General features: G+C 64.6%; 13 protein-coding genes. 7 read left to right on the forward strand and 6 right to left on the reverse strand.

Features of this window, described 5'->3' with window-relative positions:
• Positions 1-122 precede the first annotated feature (122 nt).
• Positions 123-410 carry a GIY-YIG nuclease family protein gene (locus V3C33_14455; protein ID XAS69745.1) on the forward strand — a complete coding sequence of 96 codons (288 nt, stop codon included), beginning with the start codon at positions 123-125 and terminating at the stop codon, positions 408-410.
• A 214-nt stretch (positions 411-624) separates the two neighbouring features.
• Here the strand turns inward: V3C33_14455 and V3C33_14460 are convergent, their stop codons facing one another.
• Positions 625-1452, reverse strand: a complete 828-nt coding sequence (locus tag V3C33_14460; protein XAS69746.1) for a class I SAM-dependent methyltransferase — start codon at positions 1450-1452, stop codon at positions 625-627.
• 5 nt (positions 1453-1457) lie between these two features.
• Complete coding sequence (locus V3C33_14465) at positions 1458-1844, reverse strand: STAS/SEC14 domain-containing protein (protein XAS66677.1); 387 nt, start codon at positions 1842-1844, stop codon at positions 1458-1460.
• Between the two features lie 215 nt (positions 1845-2059).
• Here V3C33_14465 and V3C33_14470 point away from each other — a divergent pair, with 215 nt between their 5' ends.
• Positions 2060-3658, forward strand: coding sequence for an ATP-binding protein (locus tag V3C33_14470; protein ID XAS69747.1), 1599 nt, complete (start codon positions 2060-2062; stop codon positions 3656-3658).
• 67 nt (positions 3659-3725) lie between these two features.
• Here the strand turns inward: V3C33_14470 and V3C33_14475 are convergent, their stop codons facing one another.
• Positions 3726-3872, reverse strand: a complete 147-nt coding sequence (locus V3C33_14475) for a hypothetical protein (protein XAS66678.1) — start codon at positions 3870-3872, stop codon at positions 3726-3728.
• Positions 3873-4041: 169 nt separating this feature from the next.
• Between V3C33_14475 and V3C33_14480 the strand changes: the two genes are divergently transcribed.
• The 3 genes from V3C33_14480 to V3C33_14490 are packed head-to-tail and all read left to right on the forward strand — an operon-like array spanning position 4042 to position 7036.
• Entirely contained in the window at positions 4042-5097 is a 1056-nt protein-coding gene (locus V3C33_14480) for a hypothetical protein (protein XAS66679.1), read from the forward strand.
• Complete coding sequence (locus V3C33_14485) at positions 5098-5514, forward strand: hypothetical protein (protein ID XAS66680.1); 417 nt, start codon at positions 5098-5100, stop codon at positions 5512-5514. It begins immediately after the preceding gene.
• Positions 5504-7036 (forward strand): EAL domain-containing protein, encoded by a 1533-nt coding sequence (locus tag V3C33_14490; protein XAS66681.1) that lies wholly within the window; start codon positions 5504-5506, stop codon positions 7034-7036. Before V3C33_14485 ends, V3C33_14490 begins: the two co-directional genes overlap by 11 nt.
• Positions 7037-7100: 64 nt before the next feature.
• Here the strand turns inward: V3C33_14490 and V3C33_14495 are convergent, their stop codons facing one another.
• The 3 genes from V3C33_14495 to pta form a co-directional block, all read right to left on the reverse strand.
• Complete coding sequence (locus tag V3C33_14495) at positions 7101-7667, reverse strand: GNAT family protein (protein XAS66682.1); 567 nt, start codon at positions 7665-7667, stop codon at positions 7101-7103.
• A 169-nt stretch (positions 7668-7836) separates the two neighbouring features.
• A complete protein-coding gene (locus V3C33_14500) occupies positions 7837-8994 on the reverse strand; it encodes an acetate kinase (GenBank protein ID XAS66683.1) in 1158 nt (385 codons plus the stop codon).
• An 8-nt stretch (positions 8995-9002) separates the two neighbouring features.
• Positions 9003-11162 carry a phosphate acetyltransferase gene (pta, locus tag V3C33_14505; GenBank protein XAS66684.1) on the reverse strand — a complete coding sequence of 720 codons (2160 nt, stop codon included), beginning with the start codon at positions 11160-11162 and terminating at the stop codon, positions 9003-9005.
• A 578-nt stretch (positions 11163-11740) separates the two neighbouring features.
• Between pta and V3C33_14510 the strand changes: the two genes are divergently transcribed.
• Both V3C33_14510 and V3C33_14515 read left to right on the forward strand, forming a co-directional pair.
• The gene (locus tag V3C33_14510) at positions 11741-13120 is read left to right on the forward strand and encodes a hypothetical protein (GenBank protein XAS66685.1); all 1380 of its coding nucleotides are present in this window, start codon (positions 11741-11743) and stop codon (positions 13118-13120) included.
• A gap of 267 nt (positions 13121-13387) precedes the next feature.
• Entirely contained in the window at positions 13388-13852 is a 465-nt protein-coding gene (locus V3C33_14515; protein ID XAS66686.1) for a hotdog fold thioesterase, read from the forward strand.
• Positions 13853-13857 lie beyond the last annotated feature (5 nt).

The following is a 13857-nucleotide window of genomic DNA, read 5'->3' on the forward strand; positions in this document are numbered from 1 at the left end:
TCAAACAAAAGCCCCGCTGGTTGAGCTTGTCGAAACCAACCCCGGTTTTATCCACATAGGCGCCTGCGTTACTTGCTGGCTGTGCCCCCGGACGAAATGCTCAGTGGATGCCACATGTTTATATGCTTCGATGCTCGGACGGCTCCTACTACGTCGGCAGCACAAGAAATCTTGAAATCAGGCTTGCCCAACACGAGACAGGAGAAGGAGCGGCATACACGCGGCGTCGGCGCCCAGTTGAGTTGGTATGGGCAGAGGAACGCGACCGCATCGATGAGGCATATGCCAGGGAGAAACAGATACAGGGGTGGAGCCGAGCCAAGCGCGAAGCCCTGATTGCGGGGAGCTACGAGTCATTGCCAGCGCTGTCATCAAGCAAATCCAGGCCAATGCCCGGCGCCGGCGGTTGACACCGGACGCTCGGTTTCGACAAGCTCAACCAGCGGACCGGCTCGGTTTCGACAAGCTCGGTTTCGACAAGCTCAACCAGCGGATGGCTCGGTTTCGACAAGCTCAACCAGCGGACCGGCTCGGTTTCGACAAGCTCAACCAGCGGACGCTCGGTTTCGACAAGCTCAACCAGCGGACGGCTCGGTTTCGACAAGCTCTACCAGCGGACCGGGATCAACCAGCGGTAGCCCGGAGCACGGCGAAGTATCCCGGGATGAGTTCCGCCTGGGTGGCGGATTTCATGGGGACTGTTTCGATCGTCGTCGGACCGTCCTCAATGACGTCCCAGTGGGAGGCGGGGAACGCCTTTTCGCGTTGCGCCGCCCCGAAACGGCCGGGCATGGGCAGCCCGCGGATGGCGGCCTCCAAAGGCGCAGGAATCTTCCGAGGCGTTGCGCCTAGGTGACTGACATATTCCACAGCATTCCCTGGAAAGTTGGTCTCGACCAGGAAGATCCGCCCCCTGGATCCCATCAAGGGCCGCAGATTCCGGGCCAGCGCAGCCTGGTCGGACCTGTCCAGGACGTGCAGCACACCGCGGATGAAGATATTGGCTTCATTGCCTCCGCCTGCCGCCGCGAGGGCCGCCGCCACAGGTGCTCCCGCACCGCTGGCGGTCATGTCGCACACCAGATAAGACACATTGTCCGGCTCGTCCGGCGTGCGAGAGTCGAAGTCCTTACGTGCCCGCGCAACGGCATTCGCGGACACATCCACGCCCAGAACGTGGGGGAAGTACCTGGCCAGCCGGCGGCTGAAGGTGCCGTTGCCGCAGCCCACATCGATGATGGGAAGTTCCGGGTCCAAGTGCGTCTTCAGCGCCTGCACGTACCCCAGCATTTCGTGGTCATCCCCGGAGTCCCACAGCACCTCGCCCCGGGCACCGGTGGTCTGCACCTTGCCCCAGTACTGGTCCCAGGCCGCCAGCGGATCCTTGGGCGCAGCCGCGGAGAGCCGCACCAGCTTGGGGATAATCAGGTACTTTTTTAGCGCCGCGAACACGTGGATCACTTCGGGGACACAAGCCAGGACAGGGCCTCGCGTTCGGAGGTGAAGAACTTTGTGGGGCACGGCAGCTTGTTGATCCCCAGGATGAAGTTGGCGATCACCCGGTCCACCGGGGAGGCACCCAGCAATGCGATCCTCGATGCCTGGCACGGCCTGCCGAACACGGCACGTGCTCCGCGGCTGACATCTGCGGTGGTGGCCATGTCCACCACCATGGGGTGCCGGTCTTCCCCGCAGAGCAGGTTGACCTGGGCCATGGCGGTCTCCGCGTCGGCCTCCGAGATGCTGGCGTCCCGGAGCCAGGTCAGGCGGAGATATCCGGCCGGGTCCAGCTCTAAATCAAACAGCGCCGCGTCAGGACTCTGGCCGCTTTCATTGGCATTCACAATTGCATCCTCTGCGATGGCTGGTGGAACACGTATCAAGGTACAGGCTGCCGACTTCACACCTCAACGCATCTCGGAGCCGAACGCAACTAAGTAGCATGGATCGCTGATAGGGTGAGTCCAAAATCGTGGGTGGCTGCACTCGTGCGCCCACCATGTCAGGGGGCGTTGTGGGTCAACTCGGGACGGATACGCCGTCGGCTCTGCGTGTGGCAATGGTCGCGGACCCGGATCCTCTGAGGCTGGCTGACACAGCCGCAGTGCTCGCCCATGCCGGATTCTCGGTTGTCACCACCCAGGACGGCGCTGAACTGGCCGGTCTAATGAAAAGCCACCGTCCCGCCGTCGTGGTCCTGGACAGTTCCCTCAGCCACAGCCATACGGGCACAGGCACCCCGGTACTGCTCCTCGTGGACCTGGACAAGCCATTCCGGCTCGCTGAAATTGCCGCGTGGGGCATCTCCGACTACATCGCCAAGCCTCCCGCCGCGAAAGAGCTGGTCCACCGGGTGAAGTCGCTCACCGGCCGCGCCGGGGGACGGCGGCGCACCAGGTCAGCCGCAGAAGCCCTCCGGGAGAGCCTCCGGAACGTTTCCGCGGCCATCCGCGCCACCAACGATCCGCAACTGATCGCAGAGCACCTGGTGAACGGCTTCGGGGCATCCTTTGGCGCGGACAGGGTCTGGTTCAGTACCTTCCGGGATGACCGCGTCCCCATGATCAGGGCGCAATGGCGCCGGCCCGGCCTATCCAAGCTTCCATCGCGCCTTGGGCTGCTAGAGGACCGCGCCCACCGGGTCGCCAACCGCCTGTGGCAGCAGGCCGAGGTGCTGACCATCGTTGACCATCAGGAACACTACGCGCCCTTCGCCCAGGAACTGCAGAGCTGGAGCGGAGAGCCGAACCCCCGGGCCTCGGTGGTGGTTCCGGTAGGCGAGGGGGATTCCGCCCTCGGAGTCATCTGGATCGGCCACGTTGACGAGCCGCGCGAGTGGACGCGCGCCGAAATCTCACTGATCCAGCACGTTGCGGGCAATGTGGCACACGGCCTGATCCAGGGTCACCTCATCAGCGCCCAGCAGCAGGTGCTCCAGCAGCTGCGGCAACTCGACAAAGCCAAAACGGACTTCCTGGCCAATGTGAACCACGAGCTCAGGACCCCATTGACCTCCATCACGGCCTATCTGGACATGATCCGGGACGGCACCGGCGGCCCGGTGCCCGAGGGTATTGCGGGCATGGTGGAAATCATCTCGCGGAATTCAGACCGGTTACGCCGCCTCATCGAGGACCTGCTGACAGTCTCGAAGCAGGATGGGGCCACCACTCTCAACCTGACCCAGGTGGACATCGGACAACTGCTGGAGATCGTCGTTGCCACACTCCGGCCGCTCGCAGATTCCCGGGGCGTTGCCATCAGCTTCGCCGACGACGCCGAGGACCTGAAAATCAGCGCCGATGAACGCCAGCTCGAACAGGTCTTTACGAACATCATCGCCAACGCCATCAAATTCACCCCCGACGGCGGCCGGGTCACCATCACGGGCGCGGCTGAAACGGACGCGGACGGCCACCCTGGATTGCTGGTACAGGTGCAGGACACGGGCTGCGGCATCCCCGAGGCGGAACTCCAGCAGGTCTTCAACCGCTTCTTCCGCGCCTCCAATGCCTCCTCCGCGGCCATTCCGGGCAGCGGCCTGGGCCTGGCCATTGCCCACGACATCATGAGCCGCCACTCCGGCCAGCTTGAGCTCACCTCCACGCTGGGAACAGGAACTACGGTGTCGGCCCGCCTGCCGCGGGCAGGCCCTTAAGAAAGATTGCCCCCGGACCTGTGGTCCGGGGGCAATCTTTACATCACGCTGATTGTGGCAGCCAACCTTAGTTGGGCCACCAACCGATCTGCGTGTAGTAGACGGTGGAGGTGCTGACAGCCGTGTCCTTGGCCGGTGCGGCATTGGCAGGAGCAGCGAATCCTGCAACAGCCAGGATGCCTGTCATGAGAAGTGTTGCGGCAAATTTCTTCATCCGTTGGTCCCTTCAATCAGTTCAATCAGTGCGGTCAGTGAGATGTACAGCACAGTACGCGGGTCAGTATATGGTCCTTCGGTCAAGATTCGATCAAGGCGCCGCAGGAATAACACGGCGACCCATCCGCGGTTGAACAAGACGTGCTTCCGGCATGGATAATTGCCTCATGTCGACGCCCCGTGAACTTTCCCCGCACCTGCTTGCAGCGCTGCAGGCCCGCGACAGCTGGAAGCACCGGGACTACAGTGCAGCCTACGATCAGGCAGGCGAAGCCGCCGCGCTGGCGTCCGAAGCACAGGATCAGGTGTCCTGGTGGAACATGCGTTACCTGCAGGCCGAGTGCCTGCGGGACCAGGGATCCGTTCTGGAATGCATGGAAGTTGCCAGAACCCTCGCCGAGCACCCGCTGTCCAGCACCACACCGCAATTGGCGGCCCGTGCCTCCACCCTGCTGGCAGTGTCGCTGCAGGGGCTCGGCCGGCTCTCGGAAGCCGCAGAGGCCGCAACGTCCGCCGCCTCCCTTGTGGACGGCGACTCCGAACACGTGTACCTGCACATCCAGGCACAGCTGGCTCTGATCGCCGCGCTCGCCGAAAGCCGCCTCCTCGACGAGGCCTGGCACGACTGCCTGATCCTCGAATCACTCCTGACGGACGATGTTGATGAGGACACCGCCGGCAAAGCTTACTGGGTGATCGGAAACGTCGCCTTCCTCGGCAACAGGGTCCTGGAAGGCAGCCGCTACCACGACCTCGCCGCCGAGCGCCTGTCCCCGTCCAAGAACGTGGACATCTGGGCCCGCTTCAACCGGGCCTCCGCGGAGATGCGCCTTGAAGCCCGCCTGGGCGACGCCGCGACGCTGCGGTGCATAGAACGGGCGGAGCTCGCCACCGCTGTTGTGGGCGGAACCGACCGCGACCTGCTGGAGATGTCGCTGGTCAGGGCGCACTGGCACTACCTCACCGGCGAAATGAGCGCTGCCATCCGCCTCCTGGAGCCGCTGTGCATGCAGTCCGCCATCCTGGCAGCGCAGACGGCCGCCGAGGCGTACTTCCTGCTCGGCAAGGCGCTCCTCGCCACCGGCGTGGCCAGCGAATCAGTGCACTTCTTCGAGGAGGCGGCTACGCTGTTCGATACGGCTGAAGCGTCGGAACGGAGCGCCGCCGTGCGTTCCTTTATTGCAAGTGTCGAAGGGCACCGCCGGCATCTACAAGGGGGGTAAATGTCAGAAGCAGTTATGGTTCCCGAAAGGGCGCCAGGATTTCCGCTGCCCGGGGCGGACGACGTCGAGTTTCACCTCGTGCGCGACGGCATCGTCAGAGCCGTGCTGCCTAAGGAGGCGCACCTGGACATGGAAGCTGCGAACCGCTTCGGAGTGCAACTCAGCGCGTACACCGGAAGCTGGCCCGTCGCCGTCGTACTTGAGGTAACGGGAGTGGCCTCGGTGAGCCGCGCCGCAAGAAGCGTCTACTGCCGCATTCCGTCCGTTTCAGCCTGGGCCCTGGTAGGGGAATCCCCCGTGGACCGGCTGATCGGACATTTCCTCCTCGGAGCCGAGTTCAGCTCCGGGCCGGCGCGGTACTTCAGCTCGGTAGACGAGGCGCTTGGCTGGCTGACAGAAACCACTGATGTTCGCTGAGGACGACCCCCGGCTGGGGCAGCTTCTGGACGGAATCGTCCGGCTCGCGGCGGGAGAGCTCGATTCGAGGATTGAAGTGTCTCCGGCGAGGGATGAAATCGATGCTGTCATCATGGGCACGAATCTGCTGGCCGAGGACCTCCAGATCATCTATCAGGAACTGGAGCAGCGGGTGGATTCCCGTACCCAGCTGCTCAATGAGGCCCATGAGGCGATGCGGCAGATGGCCCTCACGGACCCCCTGACCGGGCTCCTGAACCGCACCGCCCTGGTCACCGCCCTCACTGAGGCCCAGGCCGCGGACGGCGGGCTGCCGCCCGCACTCCTGCTGCTGGACCTTGACGGCTTCAAGGGGGTCAACGATTCGCTGGGGCATTCCGCCGGCGACCAGGTACTCACCATGATCGGGGCACGCATCCGGGAATCCGTCCGCGTGACCGATACCGTGGCGCGCCTGGGCGGCGACGAATTTGCGGTTCTGATTCGGAACACAACACCGGCACGGGCAGCGGGCATCGGCAACCGGGTACTGGCAGCCCTCAAAAGGAACCTGGAGCTGGAGAACACCAGAGTCCGCTGCGGCGCCAGCATGGGACTGCGCATGGCGGAGCCCGGCCAGACAGCCGAAGAGCTGCTGATGGAAGCCGACATCGCCATGTATGCGTCCAAAGCCGACGGCCGCAGCAAGCTGAAGGTCTTCGAGCCCGCCATGCTCCACGCCCGCCAGCGGCGCAACCAGATGGTGGGCGAACTGCGGGAGGCGATCACCGGCGAACAGCTGGTCCTTCACTACCAGCCGGTCATTGAACTGGCCACCGGAAAGATCGAGGGCGTTGAGGCACTGGTCCGCTGGAGCCACCCCACCCGCGGCCTGATCATGCCGGACGATTTCATTCCGATCGCGGAAGAAATCGGCATTATTTCGGTGCTCGGAGGGTGGGTGCTCAGGACTGCCGTGGAGCAGTTGCGCCGCTGGAGGGACGATCCGCGCATCAGCCAGGAGCTCTCCATGCGGATCAACGTCTCGGCCACGGACCTGCAGCGGCTCGAGTTAGTCGAGGAAGTCCGGGACGCGCTCAACGATGCCGCCCTGGAACCGGCGCTGCTGGTGCTGGAACTCACCGAGAGCGCTGTCATCCAGGGCGACGAGCTGGACCGGTACACGCTGGCAAGTCTGCGTCAACTCGGCGTGGGCCTGGAGATCGACGACTTTGGAACGGGCTACTCTTCCATCAGCTACCTGCGCCGCCTTCCCGTGGACCGGGTGAAGGTGGACCGCACGCTCCTCACCGCGCTGGGAAGCGATCCCGCACAGCCCGCCCTGATCGCAGCCATCCTGCAGCTGATCCGTGCCTGTGGCCTGGAAGCCGTGTGGGAAGGCATCGAAACCGCAGAACAGGCAGAACACCTGCGGAAACTTGGCTGTATCAGCGGGCAGGGGTACTACTTTTCCCGGCCGCTGCCCGAACCTGAGTTCACGGAACTGCTGGTGCGTCAACAGGTGTGGCCCGGGCAGGCTTAGTTTCCTGCGCGGCTACCGGCCGCGTTTCCTTGCCGGGGCTGGTGGCAGCTTTTACTTGCCGCGTTCACGTGCCGGGGCTCTGCCGCGCGCGCCATTCGTCAACGGTCATGGCGTAGATCTGTTCGGTGGACCACGCACCCTTGTAGTGCCAGTTGTCCACCAGCGTGGCTTCAAGGCGCATGCCCAGCCGTGCGCAGATCCCTGCGGACCCGGTGTTGAGCGCGTCCAGCTTGGCGTCGATCCGGTGGAAGTCCAGCTCCTCGAAGCCCAGTTTCAGCAGGGCCCGCGCTGCTTCGGTGCCGTAGCCCTTGCCCCGGACTTCCGGCGCCAGGGTCCAGCCCAGCTCACCCTGGCCGCTGCCGGACAGCCACTTGAGCACCACTTCGCCAATCAGTCCCGGCGAGTCCTTGGCTTGGATGGCCAGGCTCACCCAGTCGCCCTCCTTTTCGAAGACGAAGTTGGCGTACCTGCCCACCTGTTCCATGGACTGTGTGTAGGTTTTGGCATCCCGCAGCAGGAACCGGGCGGTCTCAGGCAGTGAGTGATACGCGTGGTAGGCGTCCAGGTCCGTGGCTTCGAAGCGACGCAGAACCAGCCGGTCAGTGTGGATTGGCAGGTGGATTTCAGGCATGGTTCGAGGGTACGCCCCGCTCCGCTGTTGCGTAGGTTTCGACTGGCTCGGTTTCGACAGGCTCAACCAGCGGCGCCCTCGCCCACGATTCGCCAAATCTGGCCGCTTACGGAGCCCTCAATGCGGCCAAATTTGGCGAATGGTTGAGGCAGGCTCGGTTTCGGCAGGCTCAACCAGCATTCACGACGGCGGCCGTTGCCTCCGCGATGGCGCGCTCTTCATCGGTTGCGACCACCAGCACGGGAATGGCCGAGTCCGCAGTGGAAATCACTCGCGGTTCCTTGGACGGCCCACGGTTCAGGCCGTCGTCGAGCTTAATGCCCAGCGCCCCCAGCCGCTCCCCCACCAGCGCCCGGAACTGGTGCGAGTTCTCGCCGATCCCTGCCGTGAACACGAGCGCCTTCGCCCCGCCCACGGCCACGTGGTAACCGCCGATGTACTTGGCCAGCCGGTAGGACGCGACGGCGAGCGCCATGGACGCACGCGCATCGCCCGCCTCTGAGGCCTCCACCACGGTGCGCATGTCGTTGTTGCCGGCCAGGCCCCTGAGCCCGGACTGGCGGTTCAGCATGGAGTCGATGTCCTCGGCGTTCCAGCCGGCGCGCGCCAGGAACACCAGGATGGACGGGTCCAGGTCACCGGAGCGGGTGCCCATCACCAGGCCCTCGAGGGGGGTGAAGCCCATGGAGGTGTCCACGGACCTGCCGCCCCGGATGGCTGTCACGGAGGCGCCGTTCCCCAGGTGGGCGATCACGCCGTCGAACTCCTCCACGGCGAGCCCCACCAGCGCTGCTGCCTGGTGCGAAACGTACTCGTGCGAGGTGCCGTGGAAGCCGTAGCGGCGGATTCCGTGGTTTGTGTACAGCTCATCCGGCACGGCGTAGCGCCAGGCGTGCTCGGGCAGGGTGCGGTGGAAGGCGGTATCGAACACGGCAACCTGCGGCAGCTCCGGCCACTTCCTGGCGATGGCGCGGATGCCCAGCACGTTGGCCGGGTTGTGCAGCGGGGCCAGCGGGTTGAGCCGTTCGATCGCGCGGGTGATCTCGTTGTCGATCAGCACCGGCTCGGCGAAGCGCTCCCCGCCGTGCACCACGCGGTGCCCCACGGCGTCGAGCTCCCTGTCACCCAGCACCTCATGGAGGGCGGCGTCCACCTGCTCCAGCGCGTCGGCATGGTCCCGGGGGCCCTCGATCCCGCCGTCGCCTTCGCCGCCGTTACCCATCCCGATCTTCTCGATCAGGCCCTCGGTGAGCACGCTGCCAGCCGCCACATCGCGGACCTGGTACTTCAGCGAGGACGAGCCGGAGTTGATAACGAGCACAAGCATGGGGCCTCCTAAGCCTTTGCGTCTGAAGTCCGGGGTGCGGGACTCCGGGTTTCGGAACTGGGGATTCCGGATCTCCGGGTTTCGGCGGGGTGCGTTTCCAGAGTCTGGGCCTGAATCGCCGTGATGGCCACCGTGTTGACGATGTCCTCCACGGTGCAGCCGCGGGAGAGGTCGTTGACCGGCTTGCGCAGCCCCTGCAGGACCGGCCCGACGGCGACTGCCCCCGAGCTCTGCTGCACCGCCTTGTACGTGTTGTTGCCGGTGTTGAGGTCAGGGAAGATGAACACCGTCGCCTGCCCGGCCACGGACGAGCCAGGCATCTTGGACTCGCCGATGGCTGCATCAACGGCGGCGTCGTACTGGATGGGCCCTTCGACGGCGAGGTCCGGGCGGCGTGCCCGCACCAGTTCGGTGGCCTGCCGGACTTCGTCCACGGCCTCGCCCGAACCCGAGCCGCCGGTGGAGTAGGACAACATGGCCACGCGCGGCTCCACACCGAACTGCGCTGCCGTCCCGGCCGAGGCCAGGGCGATGTCAGCCAGCTGCTCCACGTTGGGTTCCGGATTCACGGCGCAGTCCCCGTAGACCAGCACCCGGTCCGGCATGAGCATCAGGAACACGGAGGAGACGATTTTCACGCCCTCGCGGGTCTTCACAAATTCGAGCGCCGGCCGGATGGTGTGGGCGGTGGTGTGCGCGGCGCCGGAGACCATGCCGTCCACCACGCCCAGCTGGACCATCATGGTGCCGAAGTAACTCCCGTCCTGCATGATCTCCAGTGCCTTGGCGAGGTCCACGCCCTTGTGCGCCCGCAGCTCGGCGTACTTGGCCGCGAATTCCTGACGGAGCCCGGACGTGGCGGGGTCGATGATGTTGATCCCGGAGAGGTCGATGCCCTGGCTTGCGGCCAGCTCGCGGACATCGGATTCGCGGCCCAGCACGGTGAGATCGCAGACGTCGCGCCGGTGCAGGATCTCGGCGGCCCGGAGGATGCGCACGTCTGTGCCTTCGGGCAGCACTACATGCCGGCGTTGGGACCGAGCCCGCTCAATCAGATCGTGCAGGAAGCGCAGCGGCGTCATCCGTTCCGCCCGGGGCAGGTGCAGCCGTTCGATCAGCTCCGCCTCGTCAACGCGCTTTGCCCACAGGCCGAGCGCCGAGGCCACCTTCCGGCGGTGCCCGGACCAGATTTCGCTGCGCACCTCGGACACGCGGCGGGTGGTCATGTATGTGTCCTCGCTGGAGGCAAAAACCGGGAACGGCGCCTGCGCGAGGAGCGGATATATGTTGGCGTCCGGGGCCAGCCCGCCGGTGAGGATCAGCCCGGACGGCACCGGGAACTCCGGCGAGAACGACGAGGCCAGGCACGCAACCATCACGTCCGCACGGTCACCCGGCACGATCACCAGGGCGCCGTCGTCGAGCACGTTCAGGAAGTTCCCCACGTTCATGGCCGCCACTTTGATGGAGTGGACATCGCGCTCCATGTCCGCGCGGCCGGCGATCTGGCGGACGCCGATGGCGGTGGCCACCTCGCCCGTGGTGGGCCGCGCGATGTCCTCCAGCTCCGGGAAAACGTACACCGGACGGCCGGAAGCCCCCGGCCGCACGGCAGCGGCGATGGCATCCAGATCCTCCGGATTCGCGCGGTTCACCATGATGGCGAGCAGCGAGCACTTCTCCGCGATGAGCTCCTTGCGGGCAACCTCGACGGCGTCCGCGGCCTCCGCCACGGTGCGGCCCTTCGCGCCAACCACCGCAACCACGGGGGCGGCCAGGTTGTTCGCCAGGCGGGCGTTGAGATCAAATTCGACGGCGGCGTCGTGGCCTGTGAGGTCCGTTCCCTCCACGATGATCACGTCGCAGTGCCGGCCCATTTCGGCAAAGATCTCAACGCAGCGGGCGTCGATATCGGCGCGTTTTCCTTCGGCCAGGAGCCCGCGGACTTCGGCGAAGGTGAGCCCGCCGCGGCACCGGTCATCATCGAGCTCGAAACGGGCCTTCATCAGCGCAACCATGGGGTCGGCGGCAGCGTCGTTGCCATGGACCACGGGCTTGAAAAAGCCGATCCGGTCCGCGTGCCGGTGGAGTGTGTCCGCCACGCCCAGGGCTACGAGCGACTTGCCTGAACCCGGAGTTGTTGCACTGACATAAATCCCTTTGGCCATTATCAGTCCTCTGGTTCGAAGGTCCCGCGTGGGACGTGCTGCAGCAGACGTACCGGCGCCCGCCATCCCCCATACTTTCACTTGTTCCCTCGCTTTCGGCAGCACACGATGGTGTTGATCGCCACGTCGGCGCCCACGCGCCGCTCAGGATCCGGGGGCGGGGCCAGCACCGCGGGACCGATCCATTGTTTCCATGGGCACACCTTGACTGATGGTGGTACTGATAAACCACGCTGGCCGCATTCCGGATTCCCTGTCCCGTTCCGGCCTACCAGTTCCGGCAGGTTCGGCTTCGGCGCGGCGGTTGCATCGTTGTTTCGAAAGCCCAAAACGGGCGCCACCCCAGTTCCGTTGCCTCAGGTCACCTAACCACTTAGGATGCACGTTGGGCCTGTCTGCACACCGTCGCTATGGCGCGCGGTCTCATCCTTGCGGGAGGAAGTCGTCCGGCCCAAACAAGCACGCAATCGATATCTTCGGAAAGTTGCACAGTGACTAGGTCATCATTTAGCGCACTCCCTCAGTCCGGGCTCCTGGCCATGCGCGGAGTGCGCGGCATTCGCCGACGTCTTCGGGATTTGGCAGGCAACGGTCGGCAGGATTTCTCACAGGCGTCCACAGCGGATATTGCCGGTTACGCGTTCGAGAAGTTTGCTTCGTTCCGTCCTTTTGAGTTGCTGTCTGAGAATTTCGTGATCGAATCGTGGAGCCCGGCGGTCTCAGCATCACTTCACGATCTCTCGTCGGTCGCGCTAAAGGCTCCGTACATCGCTTTCGAAATGGAGTTGGACGGAAGTGGCGCTGGTGTCGCCGTGACGGGACCGGGGCTAGCGGTCCACTGTTCTTTCGACCCTGGGGCCGGGACGCAACAAATCGTGGTCACCGTAAACGACGATGCCCGCGTCGTGGCCTCAAGCACGGCTTCGATTGGAAGCGGCGCCATAGTCGCCGTTACCGTGACGGAGAACGTCGTCACGCTTTGGGAGCAGTCCAAGGGGCATTGGGACGCGTTCCTTACTCACCGACTAGATCCGGAGTCGGAGGTTGACCTTCCGGCCGCCGCGGGCACCGGCCACTTGCGCGCCGTCGCTGTCGGAAGCCCCGCGTCCGTGAGCGTAGGGTACTTCGGGCACACCGGGCTGAGGGACCCGCAACTGGTCAAGCACATGGACGGTTCCAACTACATGATCGACGGGCGCTTGCTCGCGACCATGACCTGCGCGGGGCCAGGGCCATTCCAAACCGCGCACTGGGGTGTGTTCTCCATCGACCCCGATAATCCCTGCGACATGGTTCAAGTCGGACACTTATTCTTCGAGCGCGACGGCAGGATCCTTGGTGACCACGCAGGCCAGATCGTCATCGAGGACGACGGGAGCGCCATCGTTGTGGTGAGCTCTTGGGGAGACTTCGACGAAAACGTACATATCCGGCACTTGCGTACGGATACCGAAATACTCTCGGGCGTGCACGTACTCTCCTCGGAACCACTGGCGTTGCCCACGGCCTTCAATACTTGGGATCCGACACTGCAGCATCACGAGGGACGGTGGTGGCTTGGATTCGTCGAGTGCCAGGCGTTCAGTCCCCGGTTCGATTTTCGCCCCGCCCTCGCCCGAGCCCAGGAAGGTGCATCCTACAACTCTGAATACGACTATGTGGGAGCCGACTTGCTGCACCATCAAACAGAGGGAACAATCCTGACCCAGCTTGGGACCGAGCTGCGACTGCTGGCGAGCGACGGAGACGCGAAGGACTACCCGGTCTACGATCTTCAGATGAACAGGATTGCGCAGATCCGCGCTCCGTACGAGTCGAATATCCCGCACCCACTGCTAATCGACCGGCCCGAGACCACGTGGATGATCACGTTTGACGGCACCCCCGTCAGCCCCGAAATTCTCGGATATGGAACCCACGGAGACATCCTCATATTCCACTCCAGAAAGAAGCCCTAGGGCTCCCGACGCGAACGGATAAGGTCCGGCAAGGTTTTTGGACCGAAGCCCCTGCCTCGAGCGGCCGCATTCGTTCCCGCCGGCGCGGTTCTCTCGTGTCGACGGATCAAGCTTCATTGTCGCTGATCGGGACGCTCCCGCCTCAGGCATGATGAGTCTTCAATTGCCTACGCGGGGCCAGCCAGGCTCGCCCGCACCCTTGACAGCGGGCACCTAAATGGGATTACCTAATGAACATTCGGTAAATAAAGCTGGAGGCAATGACGCATGGCTGAAACAACCACGATTCCCGGTGCAACCCACCCGATTCTTGAGAACGACCACGCCTCCGAATGGATGGGCGTTGAGGTCCTCGCCTTCAGCGACGGACACGCCACCATCCGCATGACCCTGCGGCAGGAGATGCTCAACGGCTTCGGCATGGCGCACGGCGGAATGATCTTCGCCTTCGCCGATTCGGCCTTCGCCCTGGCCTGCAACCCGGCCAGCCCCACTGCCGCCGAAGCAGACACCATCACTGTTGCCTCCGGCGTCGACATTAACTTCCTCAAGCCGGCCTTCCAGGGCCAGGTGATCACCGCCGTGGCCGACCGCCGCTCCAGCGAGGGCCGCAGCGGCCTGTACGACATCCAGATTTTCGCCGCCGATGCCGGTGCCACCGCCGGCAACACCGCTCCGGGCGAGCTCATCGCCGAGTTCCGCGGGCGCAGCCGCACCATCCCCAAGAAGTAGGAACA

The sequence above is a fragment of the Micrococcaceae bacterium Sec5.7 genome, from assembly GCA_039636785.1.
Taxonomy (GTDB): Bacteria; Actinomycetota; Actinomycetes; order Actinomycetales; family Micrococcaceae; genus Arthrobacter.